General features: G+C 55.0%; 17 protein-coding genes. 14 read left to right on the forward strand and 3 right to left on the reverse strand.

The features are described from left to right. Nucleotides 1–82: 82 nt before the first annotated feature. A complete protein-coding gene (locus tag G494_RS26835) occupies nt 83–229 on the reverse strand; it encodes a hypothetical protein (RefSeq protein WP_153305864.1) in 147 nt (48 codons plus the stop codon). A 636-nt stretch (nt 230–865) separates the two neighbouring features. On the opposite strand from G494_RS26835, the gene G494_RS0112060 reads away from it, so the two are divergent. From G494_RS0112060 to G494_RS0112125, 14 genes are all read left to right on the forward strand, one after another. After that, a complete protein-coding gene (locus G494_RS0112060) occupies nt 866–1,465 on the forward strand; it encodes a PEP-CTERM sorting domain-containing protein (RefSeq protein WP_028584745.1) in 600 nt (199 codons plus the stop codon). A 448-nt stretch (nt 1,466–1,913) separates the two neighbouring features. Continuing rightward, on the forward strand, nt 1,914–2,615 hold the full coding sequence (locus tag G494_RS0112065; protein ID WP_028584746.1) for a PEP-CTERM sorting domain-containing protein: 702 nt from the start codon (nt 1,914–1,916) through the stop codon (nt 2,613–2,615). A 440-nt stretch (nt 2,616–3,055) separates the two neighbouring features. Then, nucleotides 3,056–3,436 carry a response regulator gene (locus tag G494_RS0112070; protein ID WP_028584747.1) on the forward strand — a complete coding sequence of 127 codons (381 nt, stop codon included), beginning with the start codon at nt 3,056–3,058 and terminating at the stop codon, nt 3,434–3,436. Between the two features lie 516 nt (nt 3,437–3,952). Further along, nucleotides 3,953–4,438, forward strand: a complete 486-nt coding sequence (locus tag G494_RS0112075) for a hypothetical protein (protein WP_208597672.1) — start codon at nt 3,953–3,955, stop codon at nt 4,436–4,438. Nucleotides 4,439–4,992: 554 nt separating this feature from the next. Continuing rightward, complete coding sequence (gene ald, locus G494_RS0112080) at nt 4,993–6,108, forward strand: alanine dehydrogenase (protein ID WP_028584749.1); 1,116 nt, start codon at nt 4,993–4,995, stop codon at nt 6,106–6,108. Nucleotides 6,109–6,202: 94 nt separating this feature from the next. Continuing rightward, nucleotides 6,203–7,231, forward strand: coding sequence for a TRAP transporter substrate-binding protein DctP (gene dctP, locus G494_RS0112085; protein ID WP_028584750.1), 1,029 nt, complete (start codon nt 6,203–6,205; stop codon nt 7,229–7,231). A gap of 194 nt (nt 7,232–7,425) precedes the next feature. Continuing rightward, complete coding sequence (locus tag G494_RS0112090; RefSeq protein ID WP_028584751.1) at nt 7,426–7,890, forward strand: TRAP transporter small permease; 465 nt, start codon at nt 7,426–7,428, stop codon at nt 7,888–7,890. Nucleotides 7,891–7,900: 10 nt separating this feature from the next. Further along, complete coding sequence (locus tag G494_RS0112095; protein ID WP_028584752.1) at nt 7,901–9,202, forward strand: TRAP transporter large permease; 1,302 nt, start codon at nt 7,901–7,903, stop codon at nt 9,200–9,202. A 258-nt stretch (nt 9,203–9,460) separates the two neighbouring features. Beyond that, nucleotides 9,461–10,711: an ABC transporter substrate-binding protein gene (locus tag G494_RS0112100; RefSeq protein WP_028584753.1), complete on the forward strand. Its 1,251-nt coding sequence runs from the start codon at nt 9,461–9,463 to the stop codon at nt 10,709–10,711. 264 nt (nt 10,712–10,975) lie between these two features. Then, nucleotides 10,976–12,595 carry a sigma 54-interacting transcriptional regulator gene (locus G494_RS23225; protein WP_051305647.1) on the forward strand — a complete coding sequence of 540 codons (1,620 nt, stop codon included), beginning with the start codon at nt 10,976–10,978 and terminating at the stop codon, nt 12,593–12,595. 407 nt (nt 12,596–13,002) lie between these two features. Further along, the gene (locus G494_RS0112110) at nt 13,003–13,695 is read left to right on the forward strand and encodes a PEP-CTERM sorting domain-containing protein (RefSeq protein ID WP_028584754.1); all 693 of its coding nucleotides are present in this window, start codon (nt 13,003–13,005) and stop codon (nt 13,693–13,695) included. A 767-nt stretch (nt 13,696–14,462) separates the two neighbouring features. After that, the gene (locus tag G494_RS0112115; RefSeq protein WP_035246368.1) at nt 14,463–16,520 is read left to right on the forward strand and encodes a CHASE4 domain-containing protein; all 2,058 of its coding nucleotides are present in this window, start codon (nt 14,463–14,465) and stop codon (nt 16,518–16,520) included. Nucleotides 16,521–16,989: 469 nt separating this feature from the next. Further along, a complete protein-coding gene (locus tag G494_RS0112120) occupies nt 16,990–18,039 on the forward strand; it encodes a hypothetical protein (protein WP_028584756.1) in 1,050 nt (349 codons plus the stop codon). A 331-nt stretch (nt 18,040–18,370) separates the two neighbouring features. Beyond that, nucleotides 18,371–20,278, forward strand: coding sequence for a sigma-54-dependent Fis family transcriptional regulator (locus G494_RS0112125; RefSeq protein ID WP_051305648.1), 1,908 nt, complete (start codon nt 18,371–18,373; stop codon nt 20,276–20,278). Between the two features lie 73 nt (nt 20,279–20,351). Here the strand turns inward: G494_RS0112125 and dctP (G494_RS0112130) are convergent, their stop codons facing one another. Both dctP (G494_RS0112130) and G494_RS0112135 read right to left on the reverse strand, forming a co-directional pair. After that, complete coding sequence (gene dctP, locus G494_RS0112130) at nt 20,352–21,350, reverse strand: TRAP transporter substrate-binding protein DctP (protein WP_028584758.1); 999 nt, start codon at nt 21,348–21,350, stop codon at nt 20,352–20,354. Between the two features lie 26 nt (nt 21,351–21,376). Next, entirely contained in the window at nt 21,377–22,675 is a 1,299-nt protein-coding gene (locus G494_RS0112135; protein ID WP_028584759.1) for a TRAP transporter large permease, read from the reverse strand.

Here is a 22,675-nt window from a genome sequence, read left to right on the forward strand (position 1 = left end):
TTCCTCTCAGCTTCGGCCTGTTTTTTGGGGGGAGGGGGGCTTTCGGGGGAGCGCAGTCCTCCCGGAGTTGCTCCTTGTTCGGTTATTTGCCGCTTTCCCCTGGAGTGCTGCCGCCATCACCACCGGGATTAATATGGTACCCCTTGAGTTCTGCGCCGTTGGAGAAGGGGCCGAGAACCTTCCCTTCCAAAAAGCTAAGCCCTTTACCCGATAAATCACCCAAGATCATTGTCTTTCCTTCCTGGTTGAAGCCAAAGAGGCATTTCGCCGCCAGCTCGTACCTTTTCCCGCTTGAGCTGCTATTTTTATTTCCTGTTTATCCTGTTTATTAAATGTCGAGCACCATGCCGGGGCTCTGTCATTTCCTTTGATTTCATTGGTTTGGTTTTGGATTACAAATTGGTATTTCTAAAGAGGAACAGGGGCTGGGTACAGTCGGATGCTGTCCTGTGGCTGGGGGTGGCTGGCAACGGCCGAGACCTGGCTGGGCACGGCTGGACAGTTGGTTCGATCTTTAAAGTGCTCTTGTTTGTAATGATTTAATTTTAAAAGATATTTTGCCTAGTCTGCCAGGGGAGACAGTCCGGTGGTGTCAACCGGTGACCAGCTGTTTCTTGCTCTGATCCTAAGGGCTTGGGCTATTTTTTTGGAGGAAAAATGACATCGGCATACAACTTGCTGTTTGAGTGGAGGGTGTAACACTAGGAGATCTTGAATACTTCCCTTTGGGCCAGTCTCGACCTGTGCTGTAGAACTGGATCCCCGGAGATTGACTCTGTGCCGGTGGTGAAGGTGTCGCAGGCCTTGCAGTTGAACGTAGATTTTAGTCTTCAAGATACCCTCTATTCAAGAAAAGGAGAGAGTAATGAAAAGAATTGGGAGGATTGCTGTATTTGTTCAGCTTGTGACCCTGCTGTTGGTGGTGCCCCAGGTATCTGCCCTCAGCATAGACACGAGTGCTGACTGGGCTGGGGTGATCAATAATGGCTGGACGAGCAGTGGTCAATCGCTCACCGTTGATGCTGGCGAAAGCTTCTTGGAAGATATCGGCTTTTATTACGATACAGCATCTGTTGGTCAGGTCTTTGATTTTTACCTGACCGACGCCCTGGTTGGGGGGAATGTCCTCTTCTCCTCTTCCTTTGAGGTGGAGAGCGGGCTGAATCTGATTGATGTGGATAGGGCCCTGGCCCCTCAGAGCACGGTTTATGCGCTGGTTGATTACAGGGGCTTTAGTGGATCCACCGCCCATTTCATCGGGGCTGATGTCTACAGCGGAGGGAACTCCTTTTTCGGTCACGGAGCGGCCCTTGGTGATCTGGTTTCCTATGGGGGGCTGGATCATCGTTTTGTCGCCACCTTCAGCAATGGGGGGGGGACCCCGGTGCCTGAGCCAGGGACCACCCTGCTCTTCGGCGTAGGAGTGGTCGGTTTTGCCGGAGTGGTGCGTTGGCGTAAGCGCTAATTGTCAGAACCCTCTATCGTCAGATCTGTAGCCATTGAGATCGCCTTCCCTTGGGAGGCGGTCTTTTTTTTTGCACCGCCCGGATCCGGGCACCGGGGCCTGCTCGATGCACGAGGAGGTCAAGATCAGTTGCAGAGAGCAGCCTGCGGGGTGGCTGTGAGTTTTGGTTATTGTGGCGGCGTATGGTTCTGCGGGGAGAGGGTGTTTGTGATGGTGGCTGGCAGCTGGTCGTCTTTTCCGTAATTTCAATGTATTAACAGGTCTTTCTTTTTGACTTTGCAGCAGGCCTTGTCCATAATGAAAGGGTCTGTTGTCGGTGTGAGCTGGCCTGGGAATGAGAGGATTTTCCGGGTGCCAGGCGCTTTCTGGCACAACCGTTGGACCTCTAGGCGGAAGAGGTTGTTACAGGTTGGCTTGCCATCTTTACAAAAATAGAAAGGAGAATGAGATGATGAAGTGTGTCAAGGCCGCAGTACTCTCGGGTGTTCTGCTCTCAGTTGCCTCATTTAGCTACGCTGATGCCATCGTGATTGAAGATTTTGAATCCGGAAGTTATGGGGCCAGCTGGACGAGGACCGGGCCGAGAGATTTCGGTTCGGTAAACCCCGCTGCTGCCCATGACGGCGGCTATGGGGTAAGCAATTCCGGTTGGGCATGGTATACCGGGGAGGCAGGGCAACTGGCTGAGGGGGACAGCGTTTCTGCCTGGTTTAGAATGAATAGTAGTAGTGGCAGATTCTATCTAGGCTTCGATTCCGATGCCTTTGGTACCGATTCCTTTGTGGCGGCAAAAAATTCAGGAGATATTCGTTTTCAAGAAAATCTTGGCTATGGCTACAGAGAGTTGAATATCTCAGGCCAATCTTTTGAGATCGGTTCTTGGTATCTTGCCGAGGTCGTGCTTGGGGCAGGAAATACCGCCACCGGGAATCTCTATGGCAGTGATGGCACCACCCTGCTCAACTCTCTTTCCCATACCTTTACAGATGGCTTTGATGGAGGCGTGGCCATACGAAGTTTCGGTAACATCGATATCGACACCATTGCCGTGGATAAGGCGACTGCACCCGTTCCCGAGCCCAGCACCACCCTGCTCTTTGCCACCGGCATCGCCGGCCTTGCAGGGCTGATGCGGAGACGGAGAAAATAGGGCGAAGTTATTGCTAAGCTGAAAAGCGTACGCCTCCTGCTTCGGGATCTGCGCTAATTACTAAGGCCTGTAGCCCTCAGTCATGGGGATTGCAGGCCTTTTTTGGGCGTACACGCTTGGTCGCCTCCTCTCGGGTGTCGTTTGCCGGCGGCCAAAGATCGCACCTGTCGAGGTGGAATTTCCCGAGTGATTGTATTCCTCACAAGAGCTAGGCTTTGTTTTGGGCCAGGCGTTTGCTCCACCCAGTGCTGATGCCAAGATTATACCAACGGTCTTTTCTGCCCCTCGGTCAACCGCTGCTTATCAACAGGCCTTTTCTTCGAGCTGGAGAAATATAGATGCGGCGAGTGGTTTTTTTTTGAACGAGACAGCTTAAGCTGATACAATTACATCCATATGTTGAATCAATACGATTTCTTCCGCTCAATCGGGAGGTACAAATGTCTTCAGAATTGAATATACTCATCGTTGACGACTCTAAGGTGATCCGCTCTATGCTTGCTGATGCGCTGAAATCAGTCGGCTACCACAATGTGATCAGTGTCGCCAATGGAAAAGAGGCAATCGATATGCTGCTTCAGGTCAAGGTCGATTTGGTGATTTCGGATTGGAATATGCCGATATGCAGTGGCTTTGATCTGCTTAAGTCAATCAGGCAATCTGAAGGCTACAAAGATCTGCCGTTCATTATGCTGACTTCCGAAAAAGGTAATGAGAGCTTTAAAGCCGCCATGGAAGCGGGAGCAACCGATTACATAAAGAAACCTTTTTTGAAAGAAGATGTTGCGCTTAAAATAAAGTCCATCCTGGAATGGAGTTGAAAGCTGTAAAGTTGCAAACGATGATCTCCCTGTCACAAAGCTGCACCAGGCGTTTGAAGTCCGTCTTGGATGTCGATGAAGTCGGTTCCAATCAGGCCCACCGGCTGAGATAAAAGAACCTGGCCTGTAAATATGGCTGTTATCCCTGTTGGAACACCTTTCTCCAGTTTTCACCTTTTCAGGGCCATTCCGATTCTCTCGAGGGAGTTGGCTGTTGCTGACTTTGGGGAGCCCGGTCAGCGGATTGGTTGGTTCTATCCGAATCCCCCAAAAGGGCTTAACAGGTAACCTCCTGTACAGCACGGTCGGGGTGTAAAGGCGCCTGTTCAACGATCCCAAAAAACTCTCTGAATATTTTAGAGAGGAAGAAGTTGAACCTCACCTTCACCTTCACCTTCAGGTTCAGGTTCAGGTTCTGGCTCTGGGGGGGGGCGCTGCTCAGGGCTTGGGAGGTGCCGATGGGCCCCTCAAGCCGTTACTGCCGGCTTCAGCTCGACAAGGTTTGCTGCAATTCAGATGAAACAGGGAAGAGCCAACTGCTGGCCACCCATACCCATAAGGATAGCCATGGATTACGAGACCTACGAAAAAGAATGTGCAAAGATCAAGGCTCAAAATCAGGAGCTGTTGACAGCGTTCAGGGCCTACCTGGAGGCAAGCCGCTTGTCTCAAAAAACGGTAAAGAAACATCTTTACAATATTGATTTCTATATCAATGAGTTTCTGCTTTATGAGGAGCTGCAACAACCTGAAGAAGGGGTCAGGAAGCTGAATTACTTTTTTGGCTACTGGTTTATCCGTAAGGCCATGTGGGCCTCTGTCAATTCTATTAAAGAGAATATAGCAAGCCTGAAAAAGTTTTATGCCTTTCTGGAGAGAGAGGGGCGCTTGGACCCTGATCATTATCTTGACATGCTGGAGGAGGTAAAAGAGAGCAGGCAGGAGTGGATTGAGGGCCTGATTGCATATGACACCGGCTTCTCTTCTGCAGATATGTGGTAAAGGCGTTGGACCTGGTCAACGGTCCTTTTAGCCTTTGGGCGGCCACTCGGGGCTGTCCACAACACCCGTAAAGGCCTTTTATTGAGCCGATGCAGCCCTTGCCTTGGCCGTTTCAGCCACTGTCTCAAGCTGCTCTCCACTCCTGCTGGAGAGGGTAGTTACCATGGTCGCTGCCTTTTAGTTTCCAATGGAAACAAAAGGTTCCATGATGGGTCTTGCTTTATTCCCAGAAGGTTCAGCGCTTTTGCAGGGCTCTCCGTTAACTTTTGTTACCACTCGATCGTTTTTCTCGCTCTGTTGTCCCCCTTTCACTCCTGGCATACCATTTCCTTGTCATACCTTTGGTCAAAGGGTTGTCCTGCTAACTGCCTGTTACAGTTGTGGATATTGTTCAGGTGGGGGCCGGGGCGTATCATTTGGTCTCCCCAGGGCCTTGAAAAAAGTAACCAGATGCTTATTGGCCAACTTCTTGCAAACTCTCTCGCAACTGTCCGCCCCCCAGGGGAGGGCCCGTAGCTTCCCAGAAGATTATCCATCAGCAGTGAGGAACTATCATGATCGTAGGCATACTCAAAGAAATCAAAGTAGCTGAAAGGCGCGTCAGCATGACCCCTGCCGGGGTTGTTACCATGATCCGCAACGGCCACAAGGTACTGGTGGAGAAGGCTGCCGGTGCCGGTGCCGGATACCCTGACAGCGAGTACCAGGCCGCAGGAGCCACCATCGTCGACACCCCTGCAGAGATCTTTGCCCAGTCTGAGATGGTGATGCACGTCAAGGAGCCCCAGCCCTCCGAATACGATCTGATCCGTGAAGATCAGATCGTCTTCACCTACCTCCATCTGGCCGCCGATGAACCCCAGACCAGGGCCCTTATCGCATCCAAGTCCATCGCCATCGCCTACGAGACCATAGAGAAGGATAACGGTTCACTGCCCCTGCTGGTGCCCATGAGTGAGGTTGCCGGTCGGATGGCTGCCCAGGAGGCAGCCAAGTACATCGAGATGCCCCAGGGCGGCCGTGGTATCCTCCTCGGCGGCGTCACCGGTGTAGAGCCTGCCACCGTGGTGGTCATCGGCGGGGGCGTGGTGGGCGTCAATGCCGCCAAGATGGCCTGTGGCCTTGGCGCCAAGGTCTACATCCTGGACAAGAACCTGGAGCGCTTGGCCTACCTGGATGACATCATGCCTGCCAACTGTTTCCCGGTCATGTCCGATGAGATGACCCTGCGCAGGCTGGTCAAGGAGGCTGATGTGGTGATCGGAGCGGTGCTGGTGGCTGGTGCCAAGGCACCCAAGCTGCTCACCCGCGACATGCTCAAGGAGATGAAGGATGGCTCGGTGATCGTGGACGTCGCCATCGATCAGGGCGGCTGCTTCGAGACCTCCAGGCCCACCACCCATGATGACCCCTGCTTTGTGGTGGATGGGGTTATTCACTACTGTGTGGCCAACATGCCCGGTGCCGTCGCCCGCACCTCCACCCGTGCCCTGACCAACGCCACCCTGCCCTATGCCGTCGAAATTGCCAACAAGGGTTGGCAACAGGCCATGCTGGACAACAGGGAGATCAAGCTGGGTGCCAATGTGGTCAAGGGTAAGGTGACCTACAGGGGCGTGGCCGAGGCCTTTGACCTGGAATGCGTTGATATTGATACCTTCCTGGGCTGAAAACAGAGCAAGCCCCGGCCGCTTCGGTGTGCCGGAGGATTATACAGGCGTAATCCTGCGCCATCAACCAACCAATCGTAACAGGAGAATCGTTATGAAGAGGAAGTCCTTACTGATAGGCCTTGTCCTGGCTGTTTCAATGGCTTTTCTGAGTTCAGCCATGGTCACCGATACCATGGCCGGCAAGAAGAAGCATAGGTTGAAGATCGCCCAGACCCTCTATCCGTCGCCCAGTGCTCATATGGATTCCATTCATCGCATTGCCGATGAGGTCAAGAAGCAGACCGACGGAAGAATCACCTTTAAGGTCTACGGACCTGAACTTGGCGACTGGAACGAGCTCAACGAGATGGTGAATCGCGGCGACATCGACATGATGCTGAGCCCGATGTCAGCCACCTATGATCCCCGCTGGAATGTCACCTTTGCCCCCTATATCGTCACCGACTACAAGCAGGCAAAAGAGGTCTTTGGTCCGGGCGGTTTCATGGACGAGATGTTCCGCTCCTGGGCAAAAGACATCAACATGCACTGGCTTGGCACCTGGATCCAGGGGTTTGCCGGCATCAGCCTCAGCGCCCAGCCGGCCACCTCCCCGACAGAGGCCAAGGGGATCAAGGTCCGCACCCCGCCCATTGCAGCATTTGAGTGTTATCTGAAAAAACTTGGCTTCACTCCCAGCCTGATTCCCTACAGCGAAGTTCCCACCGCGATCAGCACCGGCGTGGTTGACGGCCAGGCCGGCGGTGGTCCGTTCCAGACCTACAGCTGCTGCAGGGATCTGAATAAGTACTTTGTCTACTATCGCGATTATGTCGAGGTCTGGGGCTACACCATTAATATGGATCGCTGGAACAAACTCGATGCGGCTGACCAGGAACTGATCCAGAAGATTGTCAGTGAAGAGGTTGCCAAGAGGATGGAGGGGGCAGAGCAGGAAGACCAGGAGTACCTCAAGAAGCTTGAGGAGCATGGTCTGACCGTTGTCGACCTGAGCGATACCCCGGATAAACTGATGACTGCCCGCGACTCCTGCCGGGAATGCTGGACAGAGCTGGATGAACTGGTCGGCAAGGAGTGGATGGACAAGATCCGTAAAGAAGTCGGCGTCAAGACAGAGTAGTCCTGGTAACAGCAGGGACAAAGCAGATGCCGGGCCCCCGGCATCTGCTCCAGGTGCAGAGGAAAACGGTTCAGCGGTTCATTTGATCGCATCTGATACCAGGGGCAGCCGTTGAGTGAGAACCAAAAAGGGGTGAATGCATGTCAGCAATTACACAAGTAATACAACAGAGCGACACGGTGATACGGAGGTCGATGTCCGTCATCATCATCCTGGTCACGGTGTTGGCATCCTGCAGCATGCTGCTGCAGGTCATCGCACGCTATGTCTTTGAGATCGCCATTTCTGGTCTGGACGAACTGACCGGTCACATCGCCGTCTGGATGTACATGATGGGGGCGGCCTACGGCAGTCTCAACAAGACCCAGATCAAGGCCGAGATGGTCCATCTTTTTATTAAGAACAGGAAGGCGTTGTGCTGCATTCGGGCTCTGACCACGCTCATCGGCGCCGTAATCGCCGGCTACATGGTTACCTGGAGTTATGGCTACGTGAAGTGGAGCTTGCTGAAACATGAAGTCACCCCCACCCTCCAGCTCCCGACCGTCATCTTTCAGGTTTCCATCCTCATAGGGGCGGTACTCATGGTCATCTACTTCCTGCGGGAAGCGGTTGATCACCTCCTGGAAGCCTTTCACCCACCCTCTGCAACGAATTAAGGAGTCTCCCATGGTTACCCTTGCAATTGGTCTTGGCATCCTCATCGTACTGATGGTCTTAGGCGTACCCGTGGCCATGGCCTTTGGTGCGATGGCCATTTACCTGTCCACCAGCTTCGACATCAGCTCTCGCCTGCTCATTCCCACGGCCTTTTACCAGGTCAAGTCGGTGGTCTTGCTGACCATCCCCTTTTTCATCCTGGTCGGTACCCTGATGAGTACCGGCGGTCTGGCCGAACGTTTGATTGATTTTGTCAACTCGTTCGCCGGTCGGGTCCGCGGCGGCCTGGGGGCCGTGACCGTGGTCGCCTGCGCCATGTTCGGTTCCATCGGCGGTTCCTGCTCCTCTGCCGTTGCCGCCATCGGCACCATCATGATCCCCAGGATGGAGGAAAACGGTTATTCACGCGGTTACTGTACCGCCCTGGTTGCCTGCTCCTCGATCCTGGGTCAGCTGATCCCGCCCAGCGTCCCCATGATCCTGTTCGCCCTGGTCACCTACCAGTCCATTCCCGGTTGCTGGTTGGCAACCATCGGCCCCGGGATCCTGGTCATCACCATCTTTTGCATCTTCAACTACTTCATGGTCCGCAAGATGCCGATCAAGACCATGCCCAAGCTGGACCTTAGAGACCAGTTGACCGAGGTTCGCCAGGCCACAGGTCGGGCCAGTCTGGCCCTGCTGCTGCCTGTCCTCATCCTGGGTGGCATCTACGGGGGCATCGCCACCCCGACCGAGATGGCCTGTATCTCGGTGTTCTATGTTATTCCGGTGAGCATGTTCGTCTATAAGAGCCTGAGTCTCAGGGATTTGGGACGCTCCATCGTCTCGGGAGCCACCACCACCGGCGTGCTTATCCTGATGTTCTTCTTTGTGATGATCAACACCCGGATCATGACCATGGAGCAGCTGCCCCAGGAGATGGCCACCTGGATCATGACCGTTTCCCCAAATAAATATGTGCTTCTGCTCATGGTCAATCTCTTTCTGCTGGGCATCGGCATGGTGATGGATGACATCAGCGGAACGGTCATTGCCGCAGCCCTGCTCTTTCCGGTCATGGAAAAAATCGGCATCCACCCGCTCCACTTTGCCGCAATCCTGGGTGTCAACCTGGGGCTGGGGAATGTGACTCCGCCGACCGCGCCCATTCTCTACCTTGCAGGCAGGATCGGCCGCTGTCAGATCGAACATTACCTCAAACCCGCCCTGATCCTGATGTACCTGGGGATGCTGCCGGTTGTCCTCTTGGTGACCTACTGGCCGGGCTTGTCGCTCTTTCTGCCGACCCTGTTCGGTTATGTAAAATAAGGGGATTGGGATCACTGGGGAGTCAGAGGCGCAGGGAAGACGGGCGAGAGAGGGTACATCTTTCTGCCTCGAGCCGAGGAGACTGCTTTTTTTACCCCTTTGGGTGAATCTCAAGCAGTCCCCTTGCATCGCCTCGATAGCTGCTGTTTCTGCTCTGGCGGAGTTTGAGTGGTAATCAGATTATATTTTGCCGGTGCCCCGGGCAGATTGCCGCCTCCACGGCAGCGGTAAAAATGAGCATGTCCAAGGAGAAGACAGATGAAGAGACTCGGTATCACCTTTTGCGGCTGTATCTTTGCCCTATCCGTAGCAGGCAACAGCTTTGCTCAGGATGTTAAGGTCGGAACACTTTTTGATCACAGCGGTGCCCTTCAGGACTGGGGGGAGAGACACCAGAATGCAGCTGAGCTGGCGGCCGAACAGCTGAACAGGGCCGGCTGGACCATCTCTCTGGTGCATGGAGACAGTCAGTCCTCTGCCGAGGCCGCCAAAAAGGCGGCTCTCCGGCTCGTTGAAGAGGATAAGGTCCTGGCAATCCTGGGATCATCATCCAGCGGGGTCGTCGTCCCGGTGGCGGAGTCGGTTACCATTCCCCATGGGATCCTGATGATCTCACCCGGAGCCACCGCTCCCTATATATCAACGCTGCAGGATGACCAGGGAAAAGATCTGCTCTTCCGTACCTGTCCGTCGGACAAGCTCCAGGGCGTGGTCCTCGGCAAATTGGCGGCCGGCCTCTACTCCACCGCCTCCATTCTCTATGTGGACAACCCCTACGGCCAGGGACTGGCCAGACAGTTCCAGCACTCCTTTGAGAAACGCGGCGGCCTGGCCACCATGGTCCCCCACGGTGAGGAGGTGGCCTCGTCCTATGTCAGTGAACTTCGCAGTGCCTTTTCTCGAAAGTACGGCTCCAAACCCATGCTTGCAGGCAAGTTTGATGTGCTCTGCGCCTTCAGTTATCCGGAACATGCCAAGATCTATATCAAGGAAGGCATAGAGGTCTTCCACGGTAAGAATTTCCTCTTTAGCGACGGCACCAAATCCGAAAAACTGATCCAGGAAGTAGGGGCGGACAAGCTGGAAGGTATGATGGGGACGGCACCGGGAGGCGGCTCCGGCTCCGGCTTTGAAAAGTTTAAGGCCTTTTATACCGTAAAGTATGCCGATTTCCCTGCAAGTCCGTTTATTGCAAACGCCTACGATGCCGCCGCCCTGGTGGGGCTGGCCTCCTACGCTGTTCAGGCAAAGGGACAGGAACTGAGCTCGCAGAGTATCAGGGATCAGTTGCGGGAGGTGGCCAATCCTCCGGGTATTTTTGTCGGTCCGGGTGAATTCGAAACAGCCTTCAGGCTTCTTGATATGGGGAAAGCCATTAACTACGAAGGCGCCTCCGGTAATGTTGATTTTGACAGCAACGGCGACGTGGTAACCCCGATCGAGGTGTGGAAGATAGAAAATGGAAAAATAGTCACCTTCCGGATCGAATCGCAGATTCCGGAGGAGTAGCCCTGCTGGCCCTGCCTGGCCTCCCTTGCCCGGGGCGAAGGTAGGGCCCGGGCCCCGGATGAACGGGGCCCGGGGGGGCCTGGTTCTTCTCCAGCTTTTGCCAACAGCAGGGAGAAGAGGTATCATGGTGATGGCAGGGGGGGTGATCGAAATATCTATTTCAAGGTACCCTCAAGGGACATACAATCCAGCAGACAGAGGCACCGGGAGTTTTCGGGCCTGCCCGGAAGGAGCGCACTGCCAGAACATAACCAGGTGGGACTCGTGACCGAAAACCCCAAATTTAAGCTTCTTTTTGATGATCGCGTTGGCATCGTTTTTGATATAGCCGGCCTGATGGCCCGGCAGGGGCTGAATATCATAGCCATGGAGGTGGAGCAAAAAGGGAGCTTTGCTCAAGTCTCTCTTGAGATAGAGCGACCCCAGACCCTTGAACTGGAATCACTGCGGCGTCTGTTTGCAAGCCTTCCCGGGATCAAGAGCGAGAGAGTCGTGGGGTTGTTGCCCCGGGAAATACGGCAAAAGTGGTTTCGGACCCTCTTTGACGGCATGAGCGAGGGCATCATCTCCATCGATGCAAAAGGCGTCATCAACACCATCAACGCGGTCGCCTGTCAAATCCTGGGGCAGGTCTACGACGAGATCATTGGCCACCACATCAGTGAACTGAGTCCCAAGGACTCCATCCTGCTGGAATGCATCGAGAAAAAGATCCCGATCAGCAGGAGAAAGATGATCGTTACAGATACCGGCAGAGTCGAATTCTACGGATCCGCCAAACTGATTAACGACTCACAGGGCAATCTGGTCGGTGCCGTCCTCCTGATGAAGGATATCAGAGAGGTCAGGAAGATGGTCGATGCCGTCTCAACCCCGCTGGCGCTCACCTTTGACGATTTTATCGGCCAGAGTCCGGCTATTAAAAACCTTATTACCTTTGCCAGGAAGATTGCCAATACCGGTGCCATTGTTTCCATCACCGGCGAAAGCGGTACAGGCAAGGAACTCTTTGCCAAGGCCCTGCATTATGAAAGCGGCAGAACCGGGCCGTTTATTCCCATTAACTGTGCTGCCCTGCCGGAAGCGCTCATTGAAAGCGAACTTTTCGGTCACGTTGACGGCGCCTTCACCGGAGCGAGGGCAAAGGGGAAGCCGGGCCTGTTTGAGGCTGCCGGCGATGGTACCATCTTTCTCGATGAGATCGGCGACATGCCCCCGGGAACACAGGCCAAAATACTCAGGGTACTCCAGGAGGGCTTTATCCGGCGTATCGGCGGTGTTCAGGAGATTCCGGTGAATGCCCGGGTGATCACGGCCACCAACAAGAATCTTTGGGAGATGACGCAGCAGAACAAGTTTCGTGAGGATCTCTTTTACCGCATCAATGTATTCAACATTCTGATACCACCCTTGCGGGAACGGCTGATGGACATCCCTCCCCTGGCAACCGATTTTCTTCACCAGTTCAACCGCAAGTTGTCCAAGGCAGATCAGACCATTAACAAGGGGGCCATGGCCAAACTCTACAACCACTCTTGGCCCGGCAATGTCCGGGAATTGAAAAATGTGATCGAGCGAGCCGCCGTTCTCAGCGACGGCGAGGACATCGCGGTGGATGCGATCCTTCTCAGCCATGAGGCTGCAGATCCAGGTTGTCCTGAGTCAGTCCCCGGCATTAGCGGCAACAACAATTCGCTGAAAGAACAGGTGGGTTCCTATGAGGTGGCGATTTTACTCGATACCCTCAATGCAACCCCCAGTATTCGTGAGGCTGCCCGACAGCTTGGGGTCTCACACACCGGGCTTCTTAAAAAAATTAAGAAATACCAACTCCACGGTGGCAGCAACAAGAACCAGTGGAGCAAGAATAAGCCGAGAGCATAAAGGCTCAGCTGTTCAGGATGTACTGAAATCCCCCTGCAAGGTTGAAGAGCCTTTTCAACGCCCCCCCCCTCCTTCCCCCTGATAGTAGCCACTACCCAGAAAAGAGTGAGGTAGCTAAAAGCAGATCCCCCCTTGCAGTTTTTCAGGAATTGATCCTGACACCAGGCTGCTCCCCCTTCTTCATGATCTCCTGTGACAGCTGTTGTCCGAAATTCCGGAATGTTGGAATGGAGGTGTTGCTTTTTCTGGAAAATGCAGGGTGACCAATGGAGCTCCTGTGCTAGTGATTTGTTATTATGCAATATTTTGTAATTTTTTGGTTGGGTCGTAATTTGCATAGTTTATTGTAACAGCCAAGTTGAGCGTTTTACGTCTTTTGCCAAGAAACCTGAGACAGGGGGTTGCTTATGAAGAGACTAAAGCTTGTTTCTGTAGGGGCTGTTGGGTCCATCCTATTCACTCTTGCTGTAGCTCAGGCTGGATTAATAGGGGTAAGCGGGCCTCTGAGCTCTAAAGGAAATGCGGCCCAAATCATCTCTGCACCGGATAATGTTCTTGACGATGCAAGTTATGGTGGGGAAGAGAATAACGCCATGCAGGGCTTTGACGAAGCCCAGGGCGTGCGCACAGTAATGGATTATCTCGTCGATGGCGGTGTCGTTGCTGCCGGGACCCTTGTTGCCAGCCACATGATCTTTCTTAATTCACCCAGCAGGGAGAGGGTCACCCACAATGATGTTGAGTGGACCTTTGACGGGGAGATACTTGGTGTTATGTCGGATACATGGGGAGTCTATGAGGCTTCCTCCACCTGGCAGCTGGGTGCATTCGGCACAGACTATACCGGTGCCTTCGGTACTCCGGCCGGGCAGGTTCCCTCGTTCAGATATCGTGGCTTTGAGGGGGGAGATGGCTACAGCTTTTTGAGCAATGTCCTGACTGTCTCCATGACCGTGACAGAGCCGGGTGACTGGATTAGAGTGCTTACCCGTAGCGCCAACGATGAGCAGAGACCCGTACCCGAACCCCGCACCATGCTCCTCTTAGGGGCAGGGCTTGCCGGACTTGCCTCCCTATCCAGAAGGTCTAAGTCTAAATAACTTCATAATACCGTAATTCTCTTTGGCAGGGTCCTCTAGGGCCCTGTTTTTTTGTTCCCGCGTCTTTCCCGCCGGGCTCTGCACCCCCTTGCCAGCACCTGCCTTTCCCATGACCGAGAGCTTCAGGCTGATGTTTTGGCCCTGCCTCTTTCACCCTGCTTGCGTCCGGCAGCGGTCAAGGTTGCCCCTGGTTCTTTCTCGGTCTTAAGGGCCTCTTGAATACCTGCTCTTTTGCCCCGACTCGGTGTTGTTCTTGAAATTATCTTAATATATCAGTTGGATGCATGCTGGAAAGTTCTCTCTTCCCTTGATCCTGGATCATTATTCAAGATCCCCTCAGGAAAAGAGACTGCTTCCGTCGCAAGGTATGTCGTTTCTGGATAGGAAAACGGGATGATATCTCTGGGATTCAGAGGGGGCTGTAGTCCTTCTTCGCTGGACGTGTCCTTTACCTGTCAGCAGGGGATTACATTTGGAGATTTCATATCGATAGCCTAGGATAAAGGTATGAGGTCTGGTGAAAGGGTTTTGGTACGTTCTGGCTGAACTCTCCTTGAAACGAGAAGAGAGGCGGGAGTAGCCATTGGTTTTGTATAAAGTAAGGGCATCGCCTGTGACAGGCACGGGCCCGCCTTCCGGCTGACTCTGGGCTCGCCTTTTTTCTCCCTGATAGAGCAAGGAGAGGAACCGTCAGCGCGGAGTAAGGCCGGACATGGTACCTCAGCCTCCATATCCGCTGTTCTACGTGTGAGCCTATGCAGAAGAATATGCAGCCAATAATTGCCTCAGGAGTGGCTCTGCTCTCCCTGGGCTTGATCGTGGTCGTCCTGCTCCTTTGGGGGATCAATGGGTATATTATTCAGCCCGCCTTTCTTCGCCTGGAAGAGAAGCAGGCTCTTGAGGATGCCGGTCGGGTCAGATCAGCTCTTGATGGCGAAATTGCTAACCTGGGAACAGTGGCTATCGACTGGGCAAACTGGGACGATACCTATGCCTTTGCCCAGGATCAGAACCCTGACTATGTTCAATCAAACTATCCTGTCCCAGCGACTCTCTCCCGGGATAGCAAGGTGGATCTGCTTGCCATCTTTGACAGGAGCGGCCGGCGCCTCCTCCTGGGAAATTATCACCCTGGTGTGAAAAAGCAGCTTGGGTTGGATATCTTTTCCGGAAGTGTGCCTCCGGTATTCGCCCTCTTGGAACCGCTGCTCAAGGAGAAAAAAGCTGTTGCCGGGCTACTGTCTACCAACCATGGGCTGATCATCCTCTCGGCGCATCACATCCTCGATTCAAAGGGCCGGGGGCCCTCCCGTGGTGTCCTGATCATGGGGCGCTTTTTCACGCCGGCAAGCCTGGCAGCTCTTGCAAAAAGAGTGCAGGTGGAGTGTGATTTCTTCATGGCCGATGGTGGCCGCCTATCTCCGGCAGAACAGGTTCTGTTTAGCCGGTTATCTTCATCGTCCACCAGGTTGCGACAAGCGTTTCGGCAGGGTTTTCAGTACCAGATCTATCCCGACATCGCCAACCAGCCGCTGTTGCTGCTTCGCAGTAAGGCCCGCGGGGAGATTTTAACCATTGGCAAGAGCGTTGCTCGCCTGCTCAACATCAGTCTCTTTCTGGTCTCCTCTGTCCTCCTGGTCTGTTTGCTTATTTACAGGGTCAGAATGAAGATTTCAAAAGAGTCTCTGCGAGACAGTGAAGAGCGCTATCGGACACTTTTTGCCAATAAACATACCGTGATGTTGCTGATTGACCCGGACACAGGCTCTATTGTCGATGCCAATCCTGCCGCCTGCAGATACTATGGCTGGAGTCTTGAAGCGTTGAAGACGATGTGTATCTCCGATATCAACACCCTGGCCGGAGATAAGCTCAGCGCAGCGCTGGAGCTGGCCGGTTCAGGAAACTGCAAGAGGTTTGTTTTTAAACATCGGAAGGCCGACGGCAGCATCGCTGACGTGGAGGTCTACAGTGATCCCATGGTAATAAACGGAGAGGTGCTTCTCTACTCCATCATACATGACATCACAGAGCGTAAGGAGGCGGAAAAGAACAGAATCCGTCTTGAACGTCAGCTTCGCCAGGCCCTGAAGGTAGAGAGTCTGGGGCGGATGGCTGCGGCAGTCGCCCATCACTACAACAATCTTCTCTGTGTGGTCATGGGCAACCTGGAACTGACAAGAGACATCCTCCCGCCTTCCCTCGCTTCAGCCACCACCTTGGCTGAAGCCATGGCTGCAGCCAAGCGCGCCTCGGAGATCGGTCAACTCATGCTGGCCTACCTGGGACAGACGGATGCAGAGAGGGAGCCTCTCAAGCTTGGCGATGTCTGCGGTCAGTGTCTCTCTGATCTGCGGGGCGAGCTGCCGGAGCAGGTAACCCTTGATCTTGCCCTGTCTGCCCCAGATCCGGTGGTACAGGCTAACTCCAGCCAGATCTGTTTACTTGTGGAAAATCTGGTCACCAATGCCTGTGAGGCCCTGGGGGACCGCTCCGGTGTGATTTCGGTGGCTGTCGGAACCCTTTCTTCGGACGAGGTCTCCGGCAGCCATTACTTCCCCGCTGAATTCAAACTCCCCTCCCAGTCAACGGACTATGCCTGTCTGGAAGTGAGCGACACAGGAAGGGGCATAGAGGAAAACGATATCGATAAGATCTTTGATCCCTTTTTCTCGACCAAGTTTACCGGTCGAGGCCTGGGGCTTCCCCTTGTACTGGGTGCCATGAAATCTTATGGTGGCCTCGTCAGCGTGGAGAGTGTGCCTGATCAGGGGAGTCGTTTCAGGGTACTTCTACCCATCCTGGCGTTAGGCGTGCAAGGATAGGCGCTATCCCGATCTTCCCAGGCATCCGCTGCAGGGGATCTCCCCGCTCTGTCAGTTTTTTTTTGGTTGTCCTGGTCTCTGGATCCCGGCGCGCAGAGGAGGTGGGAGATTCTGCGTCGATGGGCCAAGGTGTGCTGGAGGGCAGTGGATTTTTTTTCGGTAGAGCCGCTTGGTCGATCGGTACTGACAGCCCATAACAGGGTTTCAGGTCCAAAAATCTGCTTTTTAACGATATAATCCTTTTGGATCAAGCCCTTGGCCTGGTCTGCCCCCGCCGTCTGTTTTCCGGCCGCTGCGCGGTTCCCCTTGTACGGCCCTTCAAGCTGGTCTCTTCTTATACAGCTCCCTGTTTTTTGGCCTAAAGCTTTTTCTTGCTTCTGCCGATCAACGATAAGGGAGTGGTGTGTATCCAGGGAAGGGTATGCGGCTCCCCTTCAATTCGCTCAGCTGATTCCACGGAGGGTGTCCCATGATTATCGCTGATTCTTCCATTTCCCTGCAGAGTAACCATAACCTGGTGGAAAAATACAGCCATCACCAGTCGTTGACGGTCTGGACGGATGAGGCCAGGGAGGAGGCAGGGGGCACCGCTCCCAAGACGCTCTTTAGCGGGGATGCCGTATCCTTATCCCAGCAGGAGCTCTCTGCGGAGCTCAGGCAGGTGAAGGTTGAACAGGCCCCTGCAGAGCTTACCCCCATCGAAGATCTCAATGTCCGGATATTGAAGGCCCTGTTTGAAAAACTCTTTGGCAAGAAGATCCGCCTTCCCCATCTCGGAGATCTCGCAGAGATCCATGGCCAACAGCAGGAAGCCGAGGCAGCGTTTGCCCCTGGAGCAGAGAACCCGGCGGCAGGTTGGGGGCTTATCTATCACGAGTACAGTTCCTACCATGAGGCTGAGCAGCTTGAGTTCGCAGCCCAGGGGATCATCCAGACAGCAGATGGCAGAGAACTGGAGGTTGAGCTCAGCCTGAATATGAGCAGAGAGTTTTATACGGAGCAGGAACGCTCTGTGGCCATGGGCGATGCCCTCAAGGATCCTCTGGTTGTCAACTTCTCCGGTGAAGCCGCCGAGTTGACCCAGAGCAAGTTCTCCTTTGACATCGATGCCGACGGGATGAAGGATCAGATCAGCTTTGTCGGACCGCGCTCCGGATTTCTTGCCCTGGACAGCAATGGCGACGGAGAAATCAACGATGGCACAGAACTTTTCGGGGCGGTCAGCGGGGACGGCTTTGCTGAACTCTCCGCCCATGATGCTGACGCCAACGGCTGGATCGACGAGGGTGATGCCATCTTTTCGCGGCTGCGTATCTGGACCAAGGACGCCCAGGGGCAGGATCAACTCTTTGCCCTGGGGCAAAAGGGGATCGGCGCCCTCTACCTGGGGAACATCGCCAGCCCCTTCTCCATCACCACAGAGTCCAATCAACTCCAGGGGCAGCTGCGCTCCAGCGGCATATTTCTCCACGAGGAGGGAGGGGCAGGGAGCCTGCAGCAACTCGATCTGGTCGTCTAGGCGTCTCTGTCCGGGAAAGGGATTTTCGCCCCCGAGGAGCCGGGGCATGGCAGCTGCCCCTCAGATTTCACCCGGGCGCAGCTACATACTCCTTGCGCTCGACCGGAGCTCTGTTACAATCAGGGCCACCGTCGTCCTGGATGCCCCTTAAACTCCACTAAAGGGTACTTTGAAAGAGCAGACGTTTCGATCAAGATCCAAGGTGTGGGGCATTTTTAGCGCAGGTATATGGTCGATATTCCGAGGCTACAATGTTCACCATAACGCATGGATTGGAAGAGAACGGAATTTTTCAAGGTAGCCCAAAGAAACTCTCGCCAAGCGTGACTGTATGGATCCCGATACCATTGCGGCTGACCTGCCCGGCATAGAGCAGATTCGTCAGCAGGTCGTCGACTCCCACCGGAGATCAAGGGCGTTCGGCATCTCCCCCACCAGCAGGAATCAGCATCAGCTCAAACTCGCTCCCCCCGAACTGGAGGCAAGGAAAGAGGAGTGTCAGGACCTGTTGGAGGTCATCACGGCCCACTTTCAGGAGTTCTACGAGTTGCTCTCCCCTGAGGAGTTCATGGTCGCCTTCGCAGATGGGGAGGGGTACATCCTCCACCAGGAGGGAAGCGATGAGATCAAGATGATTTGTGCCGAGAGAAACTGTAGCCCCGGCTATCGCTGGACCGAAGAGGATGTCGGCACCACCGCGATCAGTCTATGCCTTCGGATGCAATCGTCCCTCCAGCTCAACGACAAGGATCATTTCTGCAAGAAGGCCCACGGCTTTACCAGCTCAGCAGCACCCATATTCGGACACCAGGGGGTCCTGGAAGGGGTGCTGGTGGTTTCAGGGGAAAGCGCCAAGACCCACCCCCATACCCTGATCATGATCACCATGATGGCCCGCTCCATCGAGAAACACATGCGCCTTCTCCGCAGAAACCGGGAGATGTCGCTCTATATCGGTTTTTTGGATAATGTCATCGAGGCGACCGGCACCGGACTGATGACCCTGGACAGGGAGCTGCAGATCAGGAAGGTCAACCGCCAGGGAAAAGAGATCCTGAGAAACCAGGATCTGGAAGGCCGGCCTGTATCTGTCTTGAACGACCTTGATCTTGACCTGCAGGAGATGCAGGATAATCCGCAAGCCTGGAAGAACAGGGAAGCTGACCTGGCAAATGATATCCACGTCTATTATACGGCCCAGCCAGTGGTCTCTCCCCGGGATGAGACCCTGCTGGGGGCGGTCATGGTTTTTGAAGAGTTGAACTCCATCAGAAAACTCGCAGACAAGATCTCGGGTGCGGAGCCATTCTTTACCTTTGAGCGCTTGATAGGGAGTTCAGAGGTATTTGCAGAGGCGGTGCAGCTGGCCAAGCTGGCCTCCCGATCATCCTCAACCGTGCTTCTCCGCGGGGAAACCGGCACTGGCAAGGAACTGTTTGCCCAGGCGATCCATAAGGGGGGCCGTCGGGCGCAACAGGCCTTTGTTCCCATCAACTGCGGGGCCATCCCCGGTGAACTGCTGGAAAGTGAGTTGTTTGGCTATGTGGACGGGGCCTTCACCGGTGCCTCCAGATCAGGACGTCCCGGCAAGTTTGAACTGGCAGACGGCGGCACGATTCTCCTCGATGAAATTGGTGACATGCCCCATGATATGCAGGTGAAACTGTTGAGGGTCTTGCAGACCGGAGAGGTCCAGCGGATCGGGGCACGAAAGCTGATCCGTACCGATGCGCGTATCATTGCCGCCACCCATGTCGATCTTGCCGAAAGGATCGAGCTCAAGCGTTTTCGAAACGACCTCTATTACCGGCTGAATATTATCCAGATCAACCTCCCCACCCTCAGCCAGAGGGGCGCCGCCGACATCGAGGCCCTGGCCCATCATTTTATCAATCGATACGGGAGCGGCAGCCGGCTCAGTGGACCTGCCCTGGATACACTGGTTGAGTATGATTGGCCCGGCAATGTCAGGGAGCTTGAAAATACCATCCAGCGTGCCCTCCACCTCTGCGGCGGCAGGGTAATAGGGTCCCATCACCTGGGCCTTGAGCCGCGGACAAGGCCTGTTCGCAGCGTAGTACCAGGGACCCTGAAAGAGATGGAAAAAAACGCGATCGCCCAAGCCCTTGAGGAGAATCAGCATAATATGGCCCGGACAGCGAAGGGGCTTGGGATCTCCAGGGCCACCCTCTATCGAAAGGTGAAAGCGTATCGGATCACAGCCGTCCGGAGCAGCTAGCCCTGTTCCCGGCCCGAGGCCTTGCGCTTCTTTGGTTCACCCGGGAGGGGGGCTCCCGGGTGGTTTATACCGGCTACTGGACTATGGAATCGAGGACGCCCTTGCCCCACTCTGCACCGACATCCTGCAGCACCTCAGGCCAGACCGTCTTGTGGATGGTCGCTGCAATGGCCGCAATCTCGGCTTCCTTGAGAGGGACGATGGTTGCCCCGTAATCGGCCAGCCGTTTCTCGTTGGCAGCCTGATCCGCCTCGGCAGCTGCCCAGCGTCGCTCTTCAAACTGGCCTGCGACCTGCTCTAACTGCCCCTTCTTCTCCTCGGACAGTCCGTCAAAATACTCCTTGTTGATGATCAGGTACCAGACTTCAAAGTGGGTGTTTGAGGGGATATAGTATTTGGTCACATCCCTGAAGGAGGAGTAGTAGCCTTCTGCGCCGGAGCCGATCACCCCGTCGACCACCCCGGTCTGGACGGCGGTGAAGGCATCGGAGAAGGGAATAGGGGTGCCCAGGTAGCCGGTGTTGTCTGCCAGCATCTGGAAGGTCTTCATCGGCGGTACCCGCAGCTTGATGCCTTTGGCTGCCGCAGGGTCACCCGGGGACAGGGGCTCACGGTTCAGGGCGATTCCGCCGAAGTAGACGGGCCAGGCGGCCAGCAGATGAATCCCCTGCTCCTGATAGAGGTCGGCCACGACCTTGCGCAGCGGCGCTCCGTTGGAATAGTTTCTTCGTGCCTGGTCCCAGCCATTGACCATATAGGGAAAATAGACCACCTGGAAGCGCTTGTCAGCAGCCGAGGCAGGGGGCTGGCAGGCCATGTCCACTGCGCCGAGGCCGACACGCTCCTGGACAACCGTGTAGTCACCCAGGGCGCTGGCAGGATAGATCTTGGCCTTGAGCTTGCCGTCTGAGGTGCTCTTCAGGGTCTCGGAGAACCAGCGGAGGTCCTTATCAATGGCCGTATCCTGGGGGCGGACATGGGAAATCTTCAAGGTCTTCGCCTGAACCGCGCCCAGGCAACAGAGGCTGCAGGCCAGCAGTACGGTGAGGCTTAACTTCCATTGCATCTTCATCTTTCGCTCCTTTTCTCTTTAGAGGATTAGTATCCAAACAAACCGGGGAAGAATAACGACAGGCTCGGCCAGAGAGACGTTAGAAAAACCACCGGAACATACCCGCAGATGATCAGAATCATGGCAGGTTTTATTACCTCGGAAAACTCGACTTTACCTATGCGCATCCCCAGGTAGAGAATGCTGGCATAGGGCGGGGTGACCCCGCCCATGGCGGTGTTGACCCCCATGATGGCCGCAAACTGCACCGGACTCACCCCGATGGCCTCCATCAGCGGCAACAGCAGGGGTGCGATCAGGATAATAGCGGTCACGTCGTTGACGATCATACCCACAAAGAAGAGCAGCAAGTTGATCAGGATCAGCAACAGGACCCTATTCTGGGTGATGTTGAACACCCCCTCGACCAGGGCCTGGGGCACATCCTCCATCACAAAGATCTGGCTGAGCATCAGGCTGAAGACGATCATCACCATGATGGCGCCCACTGCCGTGGCCGAGTTCTTTGCAGCTTTTAAAAAGGATTGCGGGGTCAGCCCCTTATAGATGAGGAAGCCCACGGGCAGCGCGTAGATAACGGCAACGGCAGCCGCCTCTGTCGGGGTCATGATACCGCCATAGATGCCGCCGAGGATGATCAGCGGCATGACCAGGGCCGGGATGGCGCGCGAGGTACGGCTCATCCCCTCCTTGACGCTTGCTGCGACGCTCTGGGGCGGGTCAAGCACCAGGGGGAACTTTCTGGCCATCACCATGTTCACCACCGAAAAGAGCAGGGTGATCAGCAACCCCGGACCCAGGGTGGCAAGGAAGCAGGCCAGGATGGAGGTGTCGGTTACCCAGCCATAGATGATCATGGTGACGCTGGGCGGGATCAGCAGTCCCAGGATTGAGGAGTTGGCCACCAGGGCGGTGGCATAGCCCCGGGGGTAGCCCTTTTCAGCCATTTCAGGAATCAGCAGCGGGCCGGTTGCGGCAACGCCTGTCAGGCCGCTGCCGGAGATTGCCCCGATGATGGCACAACTGACCGCAGCCACCACCCCCAGGCCTCCCCGTACTCTGCCCACGAAAATGTTGACAAAGCGCAGCAGGCTGGCGGCAATGCCGCTCTCGCTCATGATCGTGCCGGCAAAGACAAAGAGGGGGATACAGAGCAGTACCGGGTTGGAGAGCTGGGTGAATCCCCAGACCATGGTCCCCTTCATGGTCGCCTCGCCAAAGAGGCACATACTCATCAGGGCCCCGCCAAAACAGTAGGGCAGGGCCATGCCAAAGCTGAGCATCACGACAAGGACCCCCAGAGACAGCAGTGAGATGGTAACGAT

The sequence above is a fragment of the Desulfogranum mediterraneum DSM 13871 genome (assembly GCF_000429965.1).
Taxonomy (GTDB): Bacteria; Desulfobacterota; Desulfobulbia; order Desulfobulbales; family Desulfobulbaceae; genus Desulfogranum; species Desulfogranum mediterraneum.

What these genes read in the sequence shown, in the direction of transcription:
- G494_RS0112090 (WP_028584751.1), top strand. Translation starts at nt 7,426, where the DNA reads ATGTCCGTCATCATCATCCTGGTCACGGTGTTGGCATCCTGCAGCATG.
- G494_RS0112115 (WP_035246368.1), top strand. Translation starts at nt 14,463, where the DNA reads ATGCAGCCAATAATTGCCTCAGGAGTGGCTCTGCTCTCCCTGGGCTTG.
- G494_RS0112125 (WP_051305648.1), top strand. Translation starts at nt 18,371, where the DNA reads ATGGATCCCGATACCATTGCGGCTGACCTGCCCGGCATAGAGCAGATT.
- G494_RS0112060 (WP_028584745.1), top strand. Translation starts at nt 866, where the DNA reads ATGAAAAGAATTGGGAGGATTGCTGTATTTGTTCAGCTTGTGACCCTG.
- dctP (WP_028584758.1), bottom strand. Translation starts at nt 21,350, where the DNA reads ATGAAGATGCAATGGAAGTTAAGCCTCACCGTACTGCTGGCCTGCAGC.
- G494_RS0112095 (WP_028584752.1), top strand. Translation starts at nt 7,901, where the DNA reads ATGGTTACCCTTGCAATTGGTCTTGGCATCCTCATCGTACTGATGGTC.
- G494_RS0112100 (WP_028584753.1), top strand. Translation starts at nt 9,461, where the DNA reads ATGAAGAGACTCGGTATCACCTTTTGCGGCTGTATCTTTGCCCTATCC.
- dctP (WP_028584750.1), top strand. Translation starts at nt 6,203, where the DNA reads ATGAAGAGGAAGTCCTTACTGATAGGCCTTGTCCTGGCTGTTTCAATG.
- G494_RS0112070 (WP_028584747.1), top strand. Translation starts at nt 3,056, where the DNA reads ATGTCTTCAGAATTGAATATACTCATCGTTGACGACTCTAAGGTGATC.
- ald (WP_028584749.1), top strand. Translation starts at nt 4,993, where the DNA reads ATGATCGTAGGCATACTCAAAGAAATCAAAGTAGCTGAAAGGCGCGTC.
- G494_RS26835 (WP_153305864.1), bottom strand. Translation starts at nt 229, where the DNA reads ATGATCTTGGGTGATTTATCGGGTAAAGGGCTTAGCTTTTTGGAAGGG.
- G494_RS0112075 (WP_208597672.1), top strand. Translation starts at nt 3,953, where the DNA reads ATGAAACAGGGAAGAGCCAACTGCTGGCCACCCATACCCATAAGGATA.
- G494_RS0112065 (WP_028584746.1), top strand. Translation starts at nt 1,914, where the DNA reads ATGATGAAGTGTGTCAAGGCCGCAGTACTCTCGGGTGTTCTGCTCTCA.
- G494_RS0112120 (WP_028584756.1), top strand. Translation starts at nt 16,990, where the DNA reads ATGATTATCGCTGATTCTTCCATTTCCCTGCAGAGTAACCATAACCTG.
- G494_RS0112110 (WP_028584754.1), top strand. Translation starts at nt 13,003, where the DNA reads ATGAAGAGACTAAAGCTTGTTTCTGTAGGGGCTGTTGGGTCCATCCTA.